This window comes from Novosphingobium sp. TCA1, assembly GCF_009811895.1.
Lineage (GTDB): Bacteria > Pseudomonadota > Alphaproteobacteria > Sphingomonadales > Sphingomonadaceae > Novosphingobium > Novosphingobium panipatense_A.
In genome coordinates this window covers 98,779-119,567 of record NZ_BLJH01000008.1, presented here as the reverse complement: position 1 = coordinate 119,567, position 20,789 = coordinate 98,779, and the positions used below count along the sequence as shown (strand labels likewise).

The 20,789-nt window shown below is 65.0% G+C and carries 18 protein-coding genes; 11 read left to right on the top strand and 7 right to left on the bottom strand.

What is annotated here, in order from left to right; translation table 11 throughout:
• Positions 1–83 precede the first annotated feature (83 nt).
• The gene (locus tag NTCA1_RS11875) at positions 84–944 is read left to right on the top strand and encodes a sterol desaturase family protein (protein WP_159830674.1); all 861 of its coding nucleotides are present in this window, start codon (positions 84–86) and stop codon (positions 942–944) included.
• On the opposite strand, the gene NTCA1_RS11870 is transcribed toward NTCA1_RS11875, so the two are convergent.
• Positions 883–3,117, bottom strand: a complete 2,235-nt coding sequence (locus NTCA1_RS11870) for a TonB-dependent siderophore receptor (RefSeq protein ID WP_159830673.1) — start codon at positions 3,115–3,117, stop codon at positions 883–885. The two genes, NTCA1_RS11875 and NTCA1_RS11870, sit on opposite strands and share 62 nt — an antisense overlap.
• Positions 3,118–3,296: 179 nt before the next feature.
• Here NTCA1_RS11870 and NTCA1_RS11865 point away from each other — a divergent pair, with 179 nt between their 5' ends.
• Positions 3,297–4,094: a helix-turn-helix domain-containing protein gene (locus NTCA1_RS11865; RefSeq protein ID WP_159830672.1), complete on the top strand. Its 798-nt coding sequence runs from the start codon at positions 3,297–3,299 to the stop codon at positions 4,092–4,094.
• 77 nt (positions 4,095–4,171) lie between these two features.
• On the opposite strand, the gene NTCA1_RS11860 is transcribed toward NTCA1_RS11865, so the two are convergent.
• Entirely contained in the window at positions 4,172–6,436 is a 2,265-nt protein-coding gene (locus NTCA1_RS11860) for an NADP-dependent malic enzyme (protein WP_159830671.1), read from the bottom strand.
• A 429-nt stretch (positions 6,437–6,865) separates the two neighbouring features.
• Between NTCA1_RS11860 and NTCA1_RS11855 the strand changes: the two genes are divergently transcribed.
• The gene (locus tag NTCA1_RS11855) at positions 6,866–7,333 is read left to right on the top strand and encodes an outer membrane protein (RefSeq protein WP_086491484.1); all 468 of its coding nucleotides are present in this window, start codon (positions 6,866–6,868) and stop codon (positions 7,331–7,333) included.
• Positions 7,334–7,553: 220 nt separating this feature from the next.
• Complete coding sequence (locus NTCA1_RS11850; protein WP_133084534.1) at positions 7,554–8,012, top strand: hypothetical protein; 459 nt, start codon at positions 7,554–7,556, stop codon at positions 8,010–8,012.
• A gap of 14 nt (positions 8,013–8,026) precedes the next feature.
• Here the strand turns inward: NTCA1_RS11850 and NTCA1_RS11845 are convergent, their stop codons facing one another.
• Entirely contained in the window at positions 8,027–8,389 is a 363-nt protein-coding gene (locus NTCA1_RS11845; RefSeq protein ID WP_201282470.1) for a helix-turn-helix domain-containing protein, read from the bottom strand.
• A 103-nt stretch (positions 8,390–8,492) separates the two neighbouring features.
• Here NTCA1_RS11845 and NTCA1_RS11840 point away from each other — a divergent pair, with 103 nt between their 5' ends.
• A complete protein-coding gene (locus NTCA1_RS11840; protein WP_159830669.1) occupies positions 8,493–9,611 on the top strand; it encodes an NADH:flavin oxidoreductase in 1,119 nt (372 codons plus the stop codon).
• A gap of 38 nt (positions 9,612–9,649) precedes the next feature.
• Here the strand turns inward: NTCA1_RS11840 and NTCA1_RS11835 are convergent, their stop codons facing one another.
• The 3 genes from NTCA1_RS11835 to NTCA1_RS11825 all read right to left on the bottom strand — a co-directional run bounded on the left by NTCA1_RS11835 (position 9,650) and on the right by NTCA1_RS11825 (position 12,674).
• Entirely contained in the window at positions 9,650–10,936 is a 1,287-nt protein-coding gene (locus NTCA1_RS11835) for an MFS transporter (protein WP_236549269.1), read from the bottom strand.
• A 116-nt stretch (positions 10,937–11,052) separates the two neighbouring features.
• Positions 11,053–11,949, bottom strand: a complete 897-nt coding sequence (locus NTCA1_RS11830; RefSeq protein WP_159830668.1) for a hypothetical protein — start codon at positions 11,947–11,949, stop codon at positions 11,053–11,055.
• A 119-nt stretch (positions 11,950–12,068) separates the two neighbouring features.
• Entirely contained in the window at positions 12,069–12,674 is a 606-nt protein-coding gene (locus NTCA1_RS11825; RefSeq protein WP_159830667.1) for a TetR/AcrR family transcriptional regulator, read from the bottom strand.
• 112 nt (positions 12,675–12,786) lie between these two features.
• Here NTCA1_RS11825 and NTCA1_RS11820 point away from each other — a divergent pair, with 112 nt between their 5' ends.
• A complete protein-coding gene (locus tag NTCA1_RS11820; RefSeq protein WP_159830666.1) occupies positions 12,787–13,599 on the top strand; it encodes a hypothetical protein in 813 nt (270 codons plus the stop codon).
• 11 nt (positions 13,600–13,610) lie between these two features.
• The gene (locus NTCA1_RS11815; protein WP_159830665.1) at positions 13,611–15,347 is read left to right on the top strand and encodes a DUF4153 domain-containing protein; all 1,737 of its coding nucleotides are present in this window, start codon (positions 13,611–13,613) and stop codon (positions 15,345–15,347) included.
• 32 nt (positions 15,348–15,379) lie between these two features.
• Here the strand turns inward: NTCA1_RS11815 and NTCA1_RS11810 are convergent, their stop codons facing one another.
• Entirely contained in the window at positions 15,380–16,183 is an 804-nt protein-coding gene (locus tag NTCA1_RS11810) for an alpha/beta fold hydrolase (RefSeq protein ID WP_159830664.1), read from the bottom strand.
• Positions 16,184–16,250: 67 nt separating this feature from the next.
• On the opposite strand from NTCA1_RS11810, the gene NTCA1_RS11805 reads away from it, so the two are divergent.
• The 4 genes from NTCA1_RS11805 to NTCA1_RS11790 all read left to right on the top strand — a co-directional run bounded on the left by NTCA1_RS11805 (position 16,251) and on the right by NTCA1_RS11790 (position 20,789).
• Positions 16,251–17,168 (top strand): LysR family transcriptional regulator, encoded by a 918-nt coding sequence (locus NTCA1_RS11805; protein ID WP_236549268.1) that lies wholly within the window; start codon positions 16,251–16,253, stop codon positions 17,166–17,168.
• A gap of 53 nt (positions 17,169–17,221) precedes the next feature.
• Positions 17,222–19,042: a sensor domain-containing diguanylate cyclase gene (locus NTCA1_RS11800; RefSeq protein WP_159830663.1), complete on the top strand. Its 1,821-nt coding sequence runs from the start codon at positions 17,222–17,224 to the stop codon at positions 19,040–19,042.
• 123 nt (positions 19,043–19,165) lie between these two features.
• The gene (locus tag NTCA1_RS11795; protein WP_086491474.1) at positions 19,166–19,465 is read left to right on the top strand and encodes a hypothetical protein; all 300 of its coding nucleotides are present in this window, start codon (positions 19,166–19,168) and stop codon (positions 19,463–19,465) included.
• A 19-nt stretch (positions 19,466–19,484) separates the two neighbouring features.
• A complete protein-coding gene (locus NTCA1_RS11790) occupies positions 19,485–20,789 on the top strand; it encodes a replication-associated recombination protein A (protein WP_159830662.1) in 1,305 nt (434 codons plus the stop codon).

Below are 20,789 nucleotides of genomic sequence, written 5' to 3'. Positions count from 1 at the left end.
TCAACCCCGTGGCCTGCGCAGCGGCCCTTGCAATTCTTGCGCACGTTGCCGCCTTCACCGTCGCCCTGGTGTGATCAGAACCGATGGCAGGAACGTTTCTCAATGCTGATCACGCCCTCACCCTATGGATATGGGCGCTTGTCGCCAGCGGTGTGATCGCCGGGATCCTCAGCGGCTTTTTCAAGGCAAGAAAGATTCAACCGCGCGGATTCAAATGGAAGATCCTCCGTAACGAAGCCCTGATCGCCATCGTGACCCTTGCCATTTCAGGCAAGATCATCGGCTCCGCGACGGGCTGGCTCAAGGCCGGAGCGTGGATTTCCTTCCAGCACGGGCCTGCGGCATGGTGGGTCGTCGCGCTGGAGTTCACCGCCTATTTCTTCCTGTTCGACACCTACTTCTACTGGCTGCACCGCTGGATGCACAAGGAGCCCGTCTATGGCTGGGTTCACAAGCTCCATCACAAATCGACTTCGCCGAACCTGCTGACCACGCTTTCGGTCAACCCCCTGGAATCGATCATCAACGGCGGGTTCGTTCCACTGTTCCTGACCGTTTTCACGGTCCACGAAGCCACCCTGGCGCTGATCCTGCCGACCAACATCATAATGGGTCTCTACGTGCATTCGGGTTACGAATTCCTGCCGCGCTGGTGGAACCGCACATGGGCGACGAAATGGTTCATCACGGCGACCTTTCACGACCAGCACCACCGCTACTTCACCGGCAACTACGGGGGCTACACCACGATATGGGACCGGCTCTGCGGCACCATGCGCAACAAGTACGAAGCGGATTTCGATGCCGTGAAGGCGCGCGCGGCGGTACGCGCTCCTGAGGAGCCGCCGGCAGGAAAAGGCCTTTTCCGCCGGCGGCTCCCGATCAGAAATGCCAGTGCAAATTGGCCAGAACCCGCCGAGGCTGGCCATACCAGCCCGAATTGAAGAAGCCGACGTTGCGATAATAAGTCTTGTCGAACAGGTTCGTCGCATTGACGCCCAGGCTGACGTTCGGCGAAAGGTCGTAGCGTGCCAACACATCGATCAGGATATAGCTTCCCTGCCCGACGTTGCCGGTCGCGGTGACGGGCTGGCCGTTCGCCTGGAACGCCCCGGTCGGGATCGGCATGGCGCGATATATGCGGCTCTGCCAGGTCCCGCCGCCGCCGATCGTGAAAGCGCCGATCTTGTAGGTCGTGTTGAGCTTGGCCAGGTGCTGCGGCGTATCGGGCGAGAAGCGGCTACCGTCGGCATTTTCGCTGTGAACGTAAGTGTAGCCCCCGGCGATCCGCCAGTCCGGCGTCACCGAACCGGCGATCTCCAGTTCGGCGCCCCAGGTCTTTACCCCGCTGACCGCGCGATAGGGCGTGCTTCCGTCCGGCAGCGGCGCGGCACCCGAAAGCAGTTCCGCGACATTATCCTGCTGCATGTGGAAACCGCTGATCGCCGCATAGAGCCGCTTGTCGAAGAATTCGCCCTTGAAGCCGAATTCGTAGTTCGTGCCGGTAAGCGGCGCGAGCTGCTGGTTGTCGATGTCGCGCTGGGTCTGAACGGTGAAGACTTGCGCATAGCTCGCGAAGGCCGAAATCGATCGGGTCAGATCCCAGACGATACCGGCATAAGGCGAGAACTTGTTGTCTCCGCTCTTGGCCGTCCGGGTCAGGTCCCCGGCATTGGCCGCCAATGTGCTGTAGGTTCTGGTGGTAGTGTCCACATCCGTATAGCGGCCGCCCAGAATGACCTTCAGTCCGTCGAACGGGTTGAGGCGTACCGCACCGTAAAGGCTGGTCTGCCGGGTACGATCGGTGCTCGATGGGAAGCCGCGATCGATGGTCGTCGGCCGCGGTACGTCCCCGTCCCAGGAGAAGATGCTGGGAAAGGCGGTGTAGCGCGTGGTGCCCACGGTAAAGCTGGGCAGGCCATAGGCGGGCGTGAGCGTGGTCGCGACATTTTCCAGCTCGCGGTCGTAATGGTTCACGCCCAGGACCAGATCATGATCGCGTCCGAACAGCCGCAAGGGGCCGGTTGCATAGCCGTCGAAGGAATCCTCACGGGTATGGGATATTCCGTATGTATTGACGACATTGAGCCCAAGCCCCGTTTCGCGATCGGGAAAGAACGTGCTGTTTGAACCTGCCAGCAGCAGACTTTCGGTGTCGGTCCATCGGCGGTTGTAGGCAAGGCGCGCCACCCATCGGCCGATTTCCTGCTCGAACACGGCGAAGGCATTGGTATTCTCGCGCTGCCAGCGGTTCCAGCGGGCGGCGGCGCTGTAGGATCGCGGCAGGTCCGTCCGCGAACCGTCGCTGAAGAACAGCGGCACCGCGCTCCAGGAGCCGCCCTTGCTGTCGGTGCTCAGATAATCGACCCCGGCCCGCAGACGGGTCGTGTCCGTGATGTCCGCTTCCACGACGCCGTAGAGGCTGGGCGAGCTGTCGTGCTGGAAATCGATGTAGCTGTCGCGGCTGGTATAGGCTGCGACCGCGCGGGCACGAATCCGGCCGCTGGCGATGAGGGGGCCGCCTACGTCCGCTTCGGCACGGATATAGTCCCAGGAACCGTAGTTGAGGCTGACATTGGCCTTCAGGTCCTGCGTCGGGCGCTTGCGGACGAGGTTGATCGTCGCGGAAGGATCTCCCGTGCCCGTAACCAGCCCGGCCGCGCCGCGCACGACCTCGATACGCTCGAAAATCGAGGTGTCCGGCATCACGCTGTTGCCGCTGGCACCAACGTTGAAATTGGACGGTACGCCGTCCAGCTGGAAATTGGTGATCGTGAAGCCGCGCGCCTGAAAGCGGGTGCGATTGCTGTCATAGGACTGAACCGAGACGCCCGGCGTCTGTTCCAGCACGTCCTGCACGGTGATCAGGTTGAAGTCTTCGATCCGCTGGCGGGTAATGACCGTGACCGACTGCGGGGTTTCGCGCAGATTGAGCGGCAGCTTGGTGGCCGTATTGGTGTCGCCGGTCTGGTAACCGTCGGTTTGGCCGGTGACGAGGATCTCGTCGATATAACCGTCCTGCGGCTTTTCCGCGCGATCGGCGGCCTGGGCGCTTGCCGCAGCGAGCGCCATCCACGCGCAACCCGGCGCGATGACGCGCCTCATCGTTCTGGTCATTGGTCCTCCGCTGGAATTTCTTTAAGTTTACGGCGCCGCCGGGACCGCGAGAGGCTCGGAAGCTGTGAAGGCGCCCTTATTTGTCTTGCGAGGCATTCGCAATAATGTAACGGAGGTTTGGCCCGCTCGGCACCTCTTTGGCCCGTTCGGCAATTTCGAAATCATCGAGACGGCCCGTCATGACCCACACTGCCATCGCCGAACCGAACATGCCGCCGGTGGAGGTTCGAAGCCGCGATCTGCCGCAGCACGGCATGATCGTCCCCTTCCATGGCCGCCAGGCCAACGGTTATTACGACCCACCCCACGTCCACGACCGCGCGCAGTTCTCTTATCGGATCGAAGGCTATTCGGTCGTGCAGGCGGACGGTCGCAGGATCTTCCTGCCACCGGGGCGAGGTGTATGGATCCCCGCAGGCGTCGAACATGAAGTGACCTGCCGGGGGCCGGCCGCCTACAACGCCTTCTACGTCGATACCGGCGTCCGGCCCCAGCCCGAAACGGTGCGGGTCATATCGATATCGCCCTTGCTCCATGCCCTGGTCGAGACCCTGCTAGAAGAAACGGACAGCCCGGACGTGCCGCGGCGGCGGCGGCTTTCGGACCTGGTTCTGGAGGAGATCCTGCGCGCGCGGGACGTGGGCGCGATCGCACCGCTGATGCCGCGTTCGGCACGCCTGAGGATCATTTGCGATCGCCTCTACCGGGATCCGGCCAGCCCGGTCGATCTCGATGGCTGGGCTGCACTTGCCAGCATGAGCCGAAGGACGTTTACCCGCGCCTTTCGGGAGGAGACAGGCCTCTCACCGGCTGCATGGCATCAGCAGCTGCGCATACATCATGTCGACGGCTGGCTGGAGCAGGGCATGCCCTTGCAGAAAGTGGCCTACCGCCTCGGCTATGCCAGTGCCGCCAGCCTCACCCGCTCCTATGCGCGCATCTTCGGAACCCCGCCGCCGCGCCCCAATGCGGCCTGAGCGCGATGCCTGAAGGGTAGGGGCTAAGGGTAGGAGCTGGAGGGCAGGACCGAAATCCCGCCCTCCAATGAGTACTATCAGTGCCGGTCGAGGCCGGCCGCCGCGATCGCGCTCAGGTTCAGGATGCCGCGCGCGGTCACGCCGGGCGTCAGGACGTGGATCGGCTGGGCAAGGCCCATCAGGATCGGCCCGACCGTAGGCGAGCTGGACGAAGCCGACAGCGCCGTCAGCGTGATGTTCGCCGCATCGAGGTTCGGCATGACCAGCAGGTTCGCCGGTCCCTCGAACCGGGCATCCGGCACCAGCCGGTCGCGCAAGGCCTGGCTCAGCGCGGCGTCGGCGTGCATTTCGCCGTCCACCTGAAGGTCCGGGGCGGCGGCCTTCACGATGTCCAGCGCGGTGCGCATCTTGCGCGCGCTGGGGCTGTGCGAGGCGCCGAAATTGGAGTGCGAGAGCAGGGCCACGCGCGGACGCAGGCCGAAGTGCTTCAGCTGGGTCGCACCCAGCTGTGCCATTTCGGCAAGCTGCTCCGGCGTGGGATCGGGCACCATGTGCGTATCTGTGATGAACAGCGCACCGGCATCGAGGATCAGGCCCGAAAGCGCGTAGACGCGGCTGCTGCCCGGCGCGCGGTCGATCACGCGCAGGACATGTTCGATCTGGCCCCAGTACTCCGAACGCCCGCCGACCAGCGCCGCATCGACTCGTCCGGTACGCAGCATGAGCGCTGCCGTCAGGGTCGGCCGCCGATAGACGTGACGCAGGATCTCGTCAGAAGGCACACCCTTGCGCGAGGCGACTGCACGGTAGGCTTCCACGAGATCGCGCATCACTTCGTGGTCGGTCTCGGGGTCGATCACCTCGACGTCGCGGTCCAGTTCGAAGCCCAGGCCGAGGTTCGGCAGCTTGTCCTGCAGGATGCGGCGGCGGGCAACGATGGTGGGACGTGCGATCCCTTCGTCGAGCACGTCCTGGATGGCGCGCAGCACGCGCTCGTCCTCACCCTCACCATAGACGATACGGCTGCCCGACCCGCGCGCCGCCTCGAACACGGGCAGCATGAGCTGGCCGGAACGAGTGTTCTGACGGGTGAGCTTGCGCTTGTACTCGTCAAGGTCGATCGTCTTGCGGGCAACGCCGCTGGCCATCGCCGCCTTGGCCACGGCCGTGGCGATCTCGCCGATGAGGCGCGGATCGAAGGGGGTGGGAATGATGTATTCCGGCCCGAACACCAGCTTGCGGCCGCCATAGGCCTGCGCGACGCTGTCGTGCGCGGGAAGCCGTGCCAGCGCGGCGATGGCTTCGGCTGCGGCCGCCTTCATCTCCTCGTTGATGGCGGTGGCGCCCACGTCGAGCGCGCCGCGGAAGATGTAGGGGAAGCACAGGACATTGTTGACCTGGTTGGGATAGTCCGAGCGTCCCGTGGCGATGATCGCGTCCGGGCGCACTTCGCGCGCCAGTTCGGGGCGGATTTCCGGTTCGGGATTGGCCAGCGCGAAGATCAGCGGATTGGGCGCCATCAGCGGCAGCCACTCCTGCTTGAGCACGCCGGGCGCCGAAAGGCCGAGGAACAGGTTCGCGCCGGGAAGCACTTCGGGAAGCGAGCGCGCATTGGTCTCGCGGGCATAGCGCGCCATGTTCGGCAGCATGCCTTCGCGCCCGGAATGAATGACGCCGTCCTTGTCGGTCAGCGTGACGTTCTCGACCGGAAGGCCCATCGAGACCAGCAGGTCCACGCAGGCCAGGGCCGCGGCGCCCGCACCCGAAGTTACCAGCTTGGCTTCCGCCAGCGTCTTGCCCTGGAGGACAAGAGCATTGCGCACGGCGGCGGCAACGACGATGGCGGTGCCGTGCTGGTCGTCATGGAACACCGGGATGTTCATGCGCTCTTTCAGCCGCGCCTCGATGGCGAAGCATTCGGGAGCCTTGATGTCTTCCAGGTTGATGCCGCCGAACGTCGGTTCGAGCAGGGCTACGGCTTCCACGAACTTGTCGGGATCGGTGGTGTCCACCTCGATGTCGAACACGTCGATATCGGCGAACTTCTTGAACAGGACGGCCTTGCCCTCCATCACCGGCTTCGAGGCCAGCGCGCCGATCGCGCCGAGGCCGAGCACGGCAGTGCCGTTCGAGATCACGGCCACCAGATTGCCGCGCGCGGTATAGTCCAGCGCCTTGTCGGGATCGGCGGCGATCTCCATGCAGGGCGCGGCGACCCCCGGCGAATAGGCCAGCGCCAGGTCGCGCTGGTTCACCATGCGCTTGGTAGGCTCGATGCGGAGCTTACCCGGCTGCGGATGGAGGTGGTAGTCGAGGGCGGCGCGGCGGAGATTGTCGTCCATGGCGGCCCTCATAGGCAAAGGATGCGCGCTTGCCTATGCCTTGTGCGCCAGCATCTTTTCCTCTTCGTTCAGAAGCATCCTTTCACAATGCCGGGCGACCGCCTGACCCTTGCCACGCGCCGGTGGGCACAGACCTGCGGATCCGGCGGAAAAGCGCGATCCTTGAGTCTTTTGCCCGGCACTCCACCGTTAATGCCGGTGTTTTGCCGATTTTATCCACAGTCCATTTCTGACCATTCGCGCGCCTTCCCGCTTCGCCGGAAAATGCCGCAAACCCGCATGGATCGGGGCTTCGGCAGGCGATCCTAGCGCTACCCTGTCCCAATTCTGACTGTCATCAGAATGACTTGTTCACTTCGGTGCAAGGCCGCCCCGTCCAATCGGTCGCTGCCCGGTGAGGGCCGGGGAAGAAAGTACTGGAGTTAGAATATGCGTATTGCACTTGTTTCGCTCGCCGCTGTTGCCGCCGTCGCTGCCGCCTCGCCCGCTTTCGCGAACGAGACCCGCGTCGAAGCGCGCACCGGCGTGATCTGGGACGGTAGCGACAGCGACGCCGTTGCCGGCGCGGCCATCGGCTACGACTACGATCTCGGCGACAAGCTGTTCGTGGGCGTCGAAGGTTCGGCCGACAAGGTCCTGACCGACAACACCCGCGTTTCCTGGGGCGTCGGCGGCCGTGCAGGCGTCAAGCTCACCCCGGCGACGAAGCTCTATGCCGCGTCGACCTGGCAGTCGAAGTTCACCAAGTACGGCAACAGCGCCGTCGGCGTCGGTGGCGGCATCCAGCAGGACCTCGGCAACAAGTTCTACGGCAAGGTCGAATACAAGCACCTGATCGTCGGCGACAACACGCCGGACGCGGACCTCGGCCTCGTCGGCGTCGGCATGAAGTTCTGATCGAACTATCTTCGCTCTGGCCGGGACAACGGCCAGCCACCGGGACGGCGGAGCGAGGAATCAAAGGAGGGCGGCTCGCAGGAGCCGCCCTTTTTTGCGCTGCGGCTCATGAACGATCCAGCCGGAACAATTCTTTCCAGCCCCATTCCGCAAGCCTTCGGTTTTCTATAAGAATCATGCTCGCGGGTGGGATTTCGAATTACCAATCGGGATTACGGACATGACGGATTTTGCCTTGGGACTGGCGATCCTTGCTGCATCAGGCCTTGCTGCATCAGGCCTTGCTCCATCGGGCCTTGCCGCAAACCTGCCCGCCACCACGGAAAACGAGGAACTGGCCGCCCTCACCGGCCGCGATGCCGTCGAAAGACTGGCCGGAAACACGCTCGAAGAAGACGATTCCGAGGCTCCTGGCGCGCATATCATCTATCTCAAGCCGGGCGGTGTCGCCCGCATGCGGGAACACGGCAAGCACGGAAACGGCAAGCCGGTGATCAAGCAGCGCTGGACCATCAGCCCCGACGGGTTGCTCTGCGTGTCCGATGGCCGGGGACCGGAAGACCGGGACACCGAATGCGCCAGCATCTCGATCAGCGGCGACAGGGTGGAAATGAGCGTCCCTGACCTTGACGAACCACTGACAGCACGGTTGCTATCGGGAAATCCCTATAAGCTCTGAGATAGGTCAGGCATTCAGGCGACGCGCAAATCGAAGGCCCGCCGCGCCTCTTCCACTTCGCCGAGATTGTCGAGCGTCCACCGATAGAGCGCCTTGAACGGCACATGCAGCGACCGCCCGAGCGCGGTCATCTCGTATTCAACGCCCACCGGCGAAGTCGGAATCACCCGGCGAGACAGCAGCCCGTTGCGCTCCAGCTTGCGCAGGCACTGTGTCAGCGCCTTCTGCGTCACCCCTTCCATGTGGCGCTTGATCGCATTGAAACGCATCGGGCCGGGATGGAGCACGGTGAGGACCATCATCGACCATTTGTCGGCGATCTGGTCGAACAGGAGCCGGCTCGGGCAGCCGACGTCGAAATGCTGGCATTCGGGCAAGCGGTATCCTCCAGTATACCTAGGCGATTGAAGGTGCCTCATTGACGCTAGGTTTCCAGTTTATACCTAAGGGCCACCCCTGTTTCAACGGAGACCTGCCCGCATGTCGGCACCCGATACCGAAGTCCTGTTCCGTCCCTTCAGCATCCGCTCGCTCGATCTTCCCAACCGGATCGTGATGGCGCCCATGACCCGAGGCTTCGCGCCGCAGGGCATTCCCGGCACCCCGCAGGCCGCCTATTACCAGCGCCGCGCCGAAGGCGGCGTGGGCCTGATCCTCTCCGAAGGCACCGTGATCGACCGTCCGGCTTCGCGCAACATGGCCGGCATCCCGCTGATCCACGGCGAGGCGGCACTGGCGGGCTGGAAGGACGTGATCGACGCCGTTCACGCGGCCGGGGGCAAGATGGGACCGCAGATCTGGCACACCGGGTCGACCATGGGGCCCGATGGCTGGGATCCGGGCGTTCCCGTCGAAAGTCCCTCCGGCCTGCTCGCCCCCGGCCAGCCGCGCGGTGAGGCCATGAGCGAGGAAGACATCGCCGATGCCGTCTCGGCCTTCGCCAGAGCCGCCGCCGATGCCGCCCGCCTCGGCTTCGACACCGTCGAGATTCACGGCGCCCACGGCTATCTGATCGACCAGTTCTTCTGGTCCGGCACCAACGAACGCGCCGATCGCTACGGCGGCGCCACGATCCGCGAACGTTCGCGCTTTGCCGGAGAAATCGTCACCGCCGTGCGCGCGGCGGTCGGACCCGATTTTCCGATCATCCTGCGCCTCAGCCAGTGGAAGCAGCAGGACTACCTTGCGCGTCTGGCAGAGACGCCCGATCTCATGGCGGACTGGTTGCAGCCGCTGGTCGATGCCGGGGTGGACGTGCTTCACTGCTCGCAGCGCCGTTTCTGGGAGCCGGAATTCCCGGAAATCGATGGCGAACGCGGCCTGAACTTCGCGGGCTGGGCCAAGAAGCTCACCGGCGCGGCAACGATCAGCGTCGGCTCGGTCGGGCTTTCCGGCGATTTCATGGCCGCTTTCGGCGGCGAAAGCTCCACTTCGACCGCATTGGACGGCCTCGTCGAACGCATGGAGCGTGACGAATTCGATCTGATCGCGGTCGGCCGGGCGCTCATCGCCGACCCGAACTGGGTCGCCGAGATCGGCAAGGGCGAAACCGCGAAGCTCAAGGGCTTCGATGCGGCCACGCTCGGCGAGCTGGTCTGATGCTGTCTCGCGGAGCGTCCTTCACCGGGCGCTCCGCGTTACCCTGCGGCGCCGGGTCGCAGGAACCGAAAGCCGATGAACGCCACTACCAGCGAGGCCAGGCCCAGCGCGCCCAGAACGCCCGGCACATCGATGCCCAACGCGAGAAGCCCGGCGACCGCCAACACCACGATGACCGTCATGGCGGCATTGACGATATTGTTGGCCGCAATGGTCCGGGACCGCTCCTCCGGCAGGCTGTGCATTTGCAGAACCGCGTAGAGCGGCACGACGAACATGCCGCCGGAAAAGGCGATGAGCACGAGATCGGCCAGGATTCGCCAGGCGCCCGGCTCCGCCACGAACTGCACGAAGGATGCCGCTTCCATACGCGGTGAAAAGGCGCCGGTCGATAGCCACAGGTCGATCAGCCCCAGCGACAGCCCCAGCGCGGAAACAGGCACGTAGCGGGTCGATACCTGACCGCCGAGCAGGCGGTTCACCGCCAGCGAGCCCAACGCGATGGCAACCGAGAAGATCACGAGAAACACGGTCGCAACGTCCTGCGCCGCGCCTAGCACGCCGCTGACCAGCGGCGCGAATTCCGATACCAGCACCGCGCCTGCCGCGAAGAACCAGCTGATGCCCAGGATCGCCAGCCAGACGCCCTTGTCGCGCCGCGCGGACCCGACGATCTGCATCGTGCTGCGCCACAAGTTCCAATCGACCGGATGTTTGCCGCGATCCGCCCCCGAAGCGGGTGGGGCTGGAGGGATCGCCCGGGCCATGAGGTAGCCCAGGACGGCAATGGCCATGGCGCAAAGTCCCGCCTCCCATGCCGGGACCAGCCCGGCCAGAAGCTGCCCGCCCAGGATCGCGAGGAAGGTCCCCGCCTCGAACAGGCCGGTGCCGCCCATGATCTCATGCTCCCGCAGATGCTGCGGCAGGATCGAGAACTTGACCGGGCCGAAGATCGTGGAATGAAGCCCCATCAGGAAAAGCGCCACGAGCAGCGCCGGGATCGCATGAAACCAGAGCCCCGCAAGCCCCAGGGTCATGATCGCGACTTCCGCCAGCTTGACCCAGCGCACCAACCGCGCCTTGTCGATCCGGTCGGCCAGTTGTCCGGCCAGGGCGGAGAACAGGAAGTAGGGCGCGATGAAGATGCCACTGGCCGCGGCCGCCAGCATCTCTGCCTTTTCCGGCTGCTCCGCATAGATCGTGAAGTTCGCCAGGAACAGCATCGCGAACTTCAGCAGGTTGTCGTTGAAGGCGCCCAGAAACTGGACGCCGAACATCGGCGCGAACCGCCTTTTGGTCAGCAGCGAAAGGTCAGGCGCGGACATGATGGACAGACATGAGAAAAGGACCCGGTAATTCCCCCGATCCGCCGACGGTTACCCACTTTTTCGCAGAATGCCCTAGGATTTTTCTCCCGGCGACTGCGCGCGAGGCAAGTTTCTCAACCGCCGCAGCGCACCGCGTAATCGGAAACCGAAGGATCTGCGCCGTCGCCAACGGTGGTGACCGCCAGAGCCGCTTCGGGCCGCTTGTAATCGTAGGAGCAGAATCCGAAGCCGGTGCCCGAACAGCTTGCGACTTCCTTCACGCCGGCTTCGGCAAGCGCCGCTTCGCGGGGATCTTCACGATCGGCACCGTCGCCGTTGCCCACCGGATCCCATCCCGATTTCTCCAGCAACTTGCGTGCCTTGGTGATCGGCATGCCGTAGATATTGGGAACAGGCGTCCCGCCGCCGCAGGCCATTTCCCGCGTAGCGGGTTTCTCGATGGTCAGCCCCCTGCCCTCCGCCACACGAATGTCCGCAAGGGGCGCCGACAGGAGATCGCCGTCCCAGATGCGCAGGGCGTCCTCCTCGAAGGGCACGATGCCCGCGATGGTTCGCTTGCCGGTCGCAGGCACATAGGCGATGGCCACGATCTTCTCACCCTCGAAGATGGCAACGTTGCCCTTGCCTACCGCGCAGGAGCCGCTCGTTCCCGGCTCGAAGGAACCGGCGAAGCTGACCGCCCGGTACTTGCCGATCCGCCCTTCTCCGGTCAGCCCCCACCCTGCCTTGACGACCTGCCGCGCTGCGGGGGACTGCGGCGCCTTGATCAGGTTCGCGCATTCCGATTGGCTTGCGGCGCTCGCGGGTGCCTTGGGAAGGCGATCGGCAGCCTCGAAGGCCACGGCGGGAATGCTCGAGGTGAACGCCCCGCCAATTTCCTGCACGGCATCGTCACCGGCCGCCCCCGTTTCCGGCGCAGCGCTCGCCTCCTCGTGCTTGCCGTCCTCTTTCGGAGAAGAGCAGGCTGCCGCCAGCGAGGCCAGGGCTATAGGCAGGATCAAGTGCTTCACCGGGTCGATCTCCTGATACGGCGCCTGATACGAAATAGAGCGCCGCCGCAGGCGCAACCCTGTCACCTGCAAGGTCGCCGCTCAACCGTCTTGCGAACAGCGATCAATTACAAATTCCGTCAGATCGCTGCTCCGCCTTGTGCAATCGCGAGGCTCTCCCTGACGCGGTCCAACGCCATCTCGACCGGCGCCTGCTCTCCCATGAGCCTGAAACTGCCGTTGAGGTCGAAGACGCAGTGGCCATGGACGGTCGCTACCAGCGAACGGGCCAGCCTCGGCGCCGCTTCACGGCACGCGTCCGGCAGGAGCGCCGCCACTTTGGCCACCACGAGATCGGTCAGCCTGCCCCGGACCGCCTCATGCTCTTCGGGCAGCGCGAAGTCCGGCGGCAGGTGATGGTCGTAGATAGCCGTCCAGGCATTCCGGTTGGCGTGCGCGAACCCGAAGTACCCTTCCACCAGTGCGCGGATCGGGTCCTCTTCCGCATCGGCCAGCCTCTCCTGCATATAGGCAGTCCACAAGACGAACGTCCGCGTGTTGATGGCCATGACCAGATGGTCGTAACTGCCCATCACATTGTACAAGGTGCCGATCGAATAGCCGATCCGCTTAGCCACCTCGCGCGCGGAAAACCGCGAGAATCCCACCTCTGCCATATGCTTGTGCCCTTCGACGACAAGCATCTGCGCCAGTTCCTGACGGCTGTGGTCGGATCGTCTTCCCATGACCCCGAAATCTAACGATGGCCGTTAAAAATGTACAGTGTACAATTTTTTATTGAACATCGCTAAATTGAGCGATAGCGATGGTCGGGAGTTGGCAGGTAGAGGAATTCCCATGCCCCGTTCGATGCGCCGCCTTGCTGGACTGCTGGCCCTGACAGCTTCGGTTCCTGCGACCGCACAGCCGGAACGCGACCCGCCTGCGCCGGACCGCGAAGAGCTGATGACCGCGCTTTGCGAAACACCTGCCACCGACGGAACCTGCACGCGGAACGGCAAAGAGCTGACCTATTGGCTGGCGTTCGACACGATCGTCGATGGGCGCAAATGGCACACCGCTATCGCCACCGCGCAGGCGCAGCCTTCTTCCGAGAGCGGCGGCGCCCGGTATTTCGCGCCGGGCGAGATGCTCTCCCTTTCCCAGGTCACTTACGTGCTCGAAAAAGGGCGTTGGACGTTCAAGGCACGCCAGATCGATTTCGGCAGCATCGAGAGCAGCGGCGCGGCAGGCAATCCGCCCATGGTGGATGAAGCCGCTGCGCCTTTCCGGCAAAACCTCGGGGACGGCACACTCGTCGGCTATCCCACGCGCGCGCTAGCCAATGAAGGCATCAGCATGAGCGCCTACAGCATGTTCCGCTCCCAGCCGGACATGTCCGGCCGCTGGATCTACGCCGGGGACATCGCATCGGGTAGCGACAACGGCGCAGGCTGCAACCAAGATGAAGCGCCGGAAACCTGCTATGCCTCCACCGGCGTGCTGGATCTCACCGGCAAGACGGTCGCAGGCTGGCCGGAAGTGAAAGTCTCGGTGTCCGGCCGCGTTCCGGGCGCAAACGGGAAAGTGCGAAACGCAAGCAAGGCGGATGGAGCGCTCTGGCGCTTCGACGTCGCAAAGGCCGCCTACAGCAACGCCAAGGCGCGATAGGGGAACAGCACATGGACAGATTCCAGCCATCCGCATCCGAAGAATCCGCTTCCGAATGGCCGCTGCGCGCCTGGGGGCTGGCGCTGCTCGGGGCCTTGGCGGGCCTTGCCATCTACGCGATCGTGCGCCCTGATCGCTGGCAGAGCGATCTTCCTGCAATGCAGGTGCGCATGGCGCTGGCCACCTTTCTGGGCGTCGGCGCGCTGATCTTCGGCTTTCTTGTCGAGCGTACCCGCTTTCACTGGAGCGCTGCAGGCGCTGCGATCGGCGCGGCAGTCGTGGCGCTGACGATCTACTGGAACGGGCCGTTCGGAGGCAACCACCGCGAGGAACCCTGGCGGATCGTCTGCGCGGTCCTGGCCGTGGCGGTGGCCGCGCCGCTGTTCCAGGCCTGGCGCGATGCGCAAGGTGCGGGTGATGCCCGAAAATTCGCCATTCCCTATCCCGAGGCCCATGGCCATGCCTGGACCAACGTCGTGCTCTGGTGCGCGGCCTGGGTCTTCGTCGGCGTCACCTGGGCCATGGCCTTGCTGCTGGGCCAACTGTTTCGCCTGATCGGCATAGACCTGCTCAGCGACCTGTTGGAAAAGGAGTGGGCGATCCTGCTTCTCACCGGCGGCGCCCTTGGCGCGGGCATCGGGCTCCTGCGCGACCGCGACAGCATCCTGCGGCTCTTGCAGCGCGTGGTGACGACGATCCTTTCCGTCCTCGCCCCGGTGCTGGCGCTGGGCCTGGTCGTCTTTCTTGCGGCGATCCCCTTCACCGGCCTCACCCCGCTATGGGACGCGACCCGTTCGACCAGCCCGATCCTGCTGGGATGCGTGATCGGCGCGCTGACCCTCACGAATGCGGTGATCGGCGACGAAGCCTCGCACGAAGCGCGCACCCCCCTGCTGCGCGGCAGCGTCGCCGCGCTTGGCCTCGCAATGCTGCCGCTCGGCATTATCGCCGCCGTTTCGACGGGCCTGCGCATCCAGCAATACGGGCTCACGCCCGACCGCCTCTGGGCGGTCGTATTCACTGCCGTCGCCTGTGCCTATGGACTGGCCTATCTGGTGGTTCTGGCACGCTGGAGGATCGGTGCCGCGCCGCATCTGCGCACCGCGAACCTGCACCTTGCCGCTGCGCTCTGCATTCTTGCGCTCGTGCTCTCGACACCGCTGGTGAACTTCGGCAGCCTGTCCGCACGCGATCAGGTCGCCCGCCTCAACAGCGGACGCACGCCGCTCGACCGGTTCGACTGGCGCGCCTTGCGCTTCGACTTCGGCAAGGCTGGTGAAACCGCCGTGCGCCGCCTTGCCGAGAGCGGCCGTACGCCGCAGATCCGCGCCGCCGCGCGCAAGGCGCGGGACGCCGCGAAACGCTGGGACCTCGATCCGGTCACCCCTCAGTTCAGGCGCCCGCCGATGGATCCGTCACGCCTGCTCGTCCTGCCGCGCGGCACGCAGCTTCCCGCAGCGCTCCTTGACCGGCTCACGAACTATAACGCCTGCTCCCTGGACGGCGCCTGCACGGTGCTGCACCAGCCCGGCAGCGCCGAGGCGATCGTCGTCACCACCGCGCAATCCAACCTCTGGATCGCAAAGGACGGATCCTGGAGCGCCGCGCCGGGCCGCCCCTTCGTCAACGGAAAGGAAGCGCGCGATCGCCGCGAAGCAGCGCTCAAGGAAGGCAAAGTGGAACTGCGCGAAGTGAAGCGCCGCCAGATCTATGTCGACGGGCAGCCCGTTGGCGACGACTTCGAATGATGGAGCCGGGGTGAGCCCCCCAACCGCCCCGATCAGGCCGCGCTGCGCTGAAGCCAGCCGCGCAGCAGGAAGTTCACCTGCTCGGGGTGTTCCAGCGCGGCCATGTGGCCGCAGGCCCCGATCGTGTGGAAGCTCGACCCGGCGATGCGCTCGTGAATCTCGCGCGCATGGTCGGGCGGGGTGATGCGGTCCCCGTCACCCACGACGACCATCGTCGGCACGCGGATCGCATGGAGGCTATCCAGCGAATCGGGCCGGGTCATGATCGCGTGCTGCTGGCGGATGAAGGCGTCGCCGCCGACCCGCGAGGCCATGCCGCGCATTTCGTCCGCCACCGGGCCGACAGTATTGTCGGCATGGACCAGTTCACCGAGCAGGCGGTGGGTGATGCCCACGAACTTGCCCCGGCGCAGCGATTCGATCCCGGCCTGACGCTGGCGGCTGCGCTCCGGCGTATCGCTCCGCGCGCTCGAGTTGATCAGCGCAAGGCGGGAAACGCGCTCGGGCGCGCGGCGCATGATCTCAAGCGCAACGTAGCCGCCCATGGACAGCCCCGCGAGCGAGAAGCGGCGCGGCGCTGCGGCCAGGGTACGCTCGGCCATGGCCCCGATGGTATCGTCCAGTGTAAGGTCCGCGATCATCGGCGCGGCCACGTCCGAAAGGGCATGGACCTGTTGCCGCCAGAGCGACTGATCGCACAGCAGGCCGGGCAGGAACACGACGGGTTCGAGCGCAGGCGCGGCATTCACGCCCTTGCGATTCCATTCCGCCGGAGCCGGACGCGAGCCCAGTGTTTCCGCCGTGAATTCAGCCGTGTCGATTGCCAAACTTGCCATGATCAAATCTCCTGCCGCCGAAATGGGCTTGTGCAGGCCATCTGTCCAATTCATGATGAGAGCGATCTTGATATCTTCTAGGTATGACGTGGAACTCAGGCACATCCGTTATTTTCTTGCCGTTGCAGAGGAACGGCACTTCACGCGCGCGGCCCATCGCCTGGGTATCGGGCAGCCCCCGCTCAGTCATCAGATCAAGGACCTGGAACGGGAGATCGGCACGCCGCTGTTCCACCGCATTCCGCAAGGCGCGGAACTGACCGAAGCGGGACAGGCATTCGAGGAACGCGTCCGCCAGATTCCCGGACTGGTTACGGAGGCGGTCAATGCCGCAAGGCGCGCCGCAACCGGCGAAACCGGGCGTATCCGCGTCGGCTTCACCGGATCCGCCGCGTTCAACCCGCGCGTGCCGCAGGCGATCCGCGTCTACCGCCGCCGGTTTCCCGACGTGGAACTGAGTCTGGCGGAACACAATTCCATCGGTCTGGTCGAAGGGCTTCGGGGCGGAACGCTCGATGCGGCTTTCCTGCGACCGGACGCCGTGGACAAGCAGGGACTTCGCCTGTTCCATCTGGCGGACGAACCGCTGATCGCTGCCCTCGCCTCCGCGCGCATGCCGCATGGCGAGCCGATCCGCCTGGACCAGCTTGCCCATGACCCCTTCATCCTGACCCCGCGCGCGCTGGGCCCGACGCTGTTCGACGCGACTCTGGAAGCATGTCGCAGGGCCGGATTCGAACCCGTTCTCGGCCAATCCGCGCCGCAGGTGGCCTCGGTCCTGGCCCTCGTCGCCGCCGAACTGGGCGTTGCCCTCGTCCCGGAATCGATGCGCGACGCCTCCTTCAAGGGCGTGACCTATCACGACCTGCGCGGCAACGCCCCCAAGGTCGCCCTCGCCCTGGCCACCCGCAGCGACGAACGCGCCGCCACCGTCGCCGCCTTCGTCGCAGAAGCGCGCTTTCCGTCCGAAACCGACCCGACGTAAGAAGCCTTTTGCACATTTACAGGATGCTAACCATATTCCAGTAGCGGAAAATCATGTTCCGCTCGTTTTCAAAACGACTTCGCCTGCCGCTGCGCGAGGCCGTTCTGACGGCCACGGCTTATTTCGTCTGCGCCGCCATCGCCTTGCAACTCACCCGGTTCGACGGCGGGATCGCAATCGTGTGGCTGGCGGGTCCGATGCTGTTCGCGCGCCTGTGCAGTGCGCCTCGCAGGTGCTGGACAGCCCTGACGCTGACCTGCATCCCGGCCGGGTTCTGCGCATCCATCCTTTTCGGTTTTCACGGCCTCGTTGCGCTGCCGCTATCGCTGATCTGCATTGCCGAGGCCTGGTCAGCCGCCTGGCTGATACGGCGGATCTACCCGCGCTTCGGCCGGTTCCAATCGCTCCCTGAAGTAGGCTCGTTCCTGCTCGTGGCGGGGCTGCTGGTTCCGGTAACCACCTCGTTCGCCGCCGCGCTCTGCGCCCACCTCGCCAGCGGCATTCCGTACTGGACGGCCTGGCGCGACTGGTACGCCGGTCATGCCCTGGGACTGGTGACCTTCGCGCCGCCATTGCTGCTGCTCCTGCGCGGGGAAACGCGCCAATGGATCGCCTCGGCCGATCGCAGGCGCACGGGCGAGGCCATGCTGCTGCTCGGCCTTGTCGCAGCCACTTCGCTCATGACCTTCGGGCAGAACGAAATTCCGCTGGTGATCATCCCCTTCGCACCGATGGTGGCCGCCACGCTGAGACTCGGACGGTTCGGCGCCATCTCCTCGATCGTCATCCTGGTGACTATGGGGCTCTCGTTCTCCCTTGCAGGCTACGGCCCCACGACCCTGCTTCACGTCTCCATGAGCCTGAAGCTGAAAGTCCTGCAGATCTATTTCGCCACCATCGTCCTGATCCTGCTTCCCCTCGCCGCCGAACTGCGCTCGCGCAGGCGCCTCGTGGAACGCCTGCATACCGCCGAGGCACTGCACCGCGCCGTGCTGGACCGGATGAGCGACATCGTCGTGAGGCTGAACAGCGACGGCACGGTGCGCTATGCATCGCCTTCGGCATCGCGGGTTTCGGGCTACCAACCCGGCGAACTGGTCGGGCGCTCGATATTCCACCTTATCCTGCCCGAGGATCTGCCGATCGTTCTCGACGCCCGCCGCAGGGCGCTTGCCAATCCCGATGAGCCGGCGATCGTCGAATATCGCGTCAACCGCAAGGACGGCACGGTGGTCTGGGTGGAAAGCCATATCCGCAGCATCGTCGACAGCGAGGGCCGTTCCACCGGCACCGTCAGCATCATTCGCGAAGTAACGCAGCGGCGGCAGATGGTGGAAGACCTGACCATGCAGGCCATGACCGACCATCTGACCGGCGCCTGCAACCGGCGCGCCTTCGACGAGGCGCTGCTGGCCATCCTCACTTCGATGCCGGAGGATTCCGAAGCCGGGTGCCTGGCGCTGTTCGATCTCGACCACTTCAAGCAGATCAACGACCGCTACGGCCATGCCACGGGCGACGACGTGCTGGTGCGCTTCGTCACCATCCTGCGGGGTGCGGTTCGCGACGGCGATCTCGTGGCGCGACTGGGGGGCGAGGAGTTCGCGGTCCTGCTCGGCGGGCTGTCGCTGGACCAGGCCCATCTGGTCTGCGAGCGCATCCGTACCCGCCTTGAGGACACCGCAATCCAGGATTCGCTCGGCAACATCGTGAAGGCCACGGTCAGCGTGGGACTTGCGCCGCTCCTGCCCGGTGAGGAAAACCGCGTCGTCATGACCGTCGCGGACAATGCTCTCTACCGCGCCAAGCAGGAGGGCCGCAACCGCACCGGCCTGCCCGTAGCAGGCGATTTCGAGGATCGCCGCATTGCCTGAACTTGATGGCTGTCATCCGGGTCTAATCGGTCGGTTGCGCTTGGCTCTTGCGCCGGGACGCCGACGGCTTCACAATGCTGCAATGCAAAATCAACCTCATTTCGAAACGGCTTTCCTGCGCGCATGATCGATACCCGCCTGTCTCTCATGGAAGCGATCTCGTTTCGTCGTACCGTCAATGCCCGCTACAATGGCGGCATCATCAAGCTTGCCCCGCACCTGATGTTCGAGCGCCACGGCGACCTCTTCGTCAGCGCGCTCAATCTCACCAAGGCCTGGCGCTCGCCCGAGGAACGCCGCCTTGGCCAGTTCAAGCTCGCCGGCCTGGAAGTGACCGAACTGCTCGAAGAAGTCTTCGAACCCCTGCCCGACTTCGAAGCAGCCGCTCCGCGAGAAGACGACACGCTGCTGCTGACGGTCTGACCTTTCCTTCGGCAGACCGATGCCAGATCTTTTCGCCGGTTCCGCTCCGGTCCAGAGAATGCCCCTTGCCGCCCTGCTTCGCCCGGCCTCGCTGGACGATGTGATCGGCCAGGCCCACGTGGTGGGTGATGGCTCGATCCTGCGCCGCCGCGTCAAGGCGGGGGCGCTCGGCAGCGTCATACTCTATGGCCCGCCGGGCATCGGCAAGACCTCGATCGCGCGGGCAGTGGGCACCACGCTGGGCAAGACCTTCCGGCCGCTCAACGCCACGCGCGCCGGGGTCGCGGAAATCCGCAAGCTGGCGGATGAAGCGCGGGTCCATCCCCTGCTGATCTTCGTGGACGAAGTGCAGCGCTTCACCGCCACCCAGACCGACGACCTGCTGGCGATCTGCGAAGACGGCATTGCCGACTTCATCGGTGCGACGACAGGCAATCCCTACCACGTCCTCACCCCGGCGCTGGTTTCGCGCTCGACCATCCTCAAGCTGGAGCCGCTTTCCATCGAGGACATGGAAAAGGTGGTGCGGCGGGGGATCGAACGCCTCGGGGCGGACGGCATCGCCCTGACGATGGCGCCCGAGCAGGTCCGGTTGCTCGCAGGCCGATCGGGAGGAGATGCCCGGCGCGCCCTGACCACTCTGGAAAGCCTGGCGCTGGGACACGCCGGAGAGTCCGTCACGGTAAGCGATGCCATGATCGAGGAGGCCTATGCGGCGGCCCCGGTCAACCATGATCGCTCGGGCGATGCGCACTACGACGTGGTTTCCGCCTTCGTGAAATCGATGCGCGGCTCGGATGCCGATGCCACGTTATACTGGCTCGCGCGGCTCATCCACGGCGGCGAGGATCCGCGCTATATCGCGCGGCGGATCATGATCCATGCCTCGGAAGATGTCGGACTGGCCGACAATACCGCCCTGCAAACAGCCGTCGCCGCGCTCCATGCCGTGGAGAAGATCGGCTACCCCGAAGCGCAGATCGTGCTGGCCCATGCCGCCCTGCACGTAGCCCGCGCGCCGAAATCCGCCTCCTCGTCACGGGGCATTTCCGCCGCTCTCCAGTTCGTGGCGGGCCAGCCGCCCGCTCCCGTACCGCTGCACTTGCGCGACGCGCACTACAGCGGCGCGGCACAGCTTGGCCATGTCGGCTATATCTGGCCGCATGACGACCCGCGCGGCTGGGTGGAGCAGGTCTATTCGCCAATGCCCAAGGGCTCGCTCTACCGAAGCGAAGCGCGCGAGGCCGGCACTTTCGAACGCCGCGCCGACGAGCACTGGCGCCGCGTTACCGGCGCTGAGCAGCCTCGGCGCGACACCGAATAG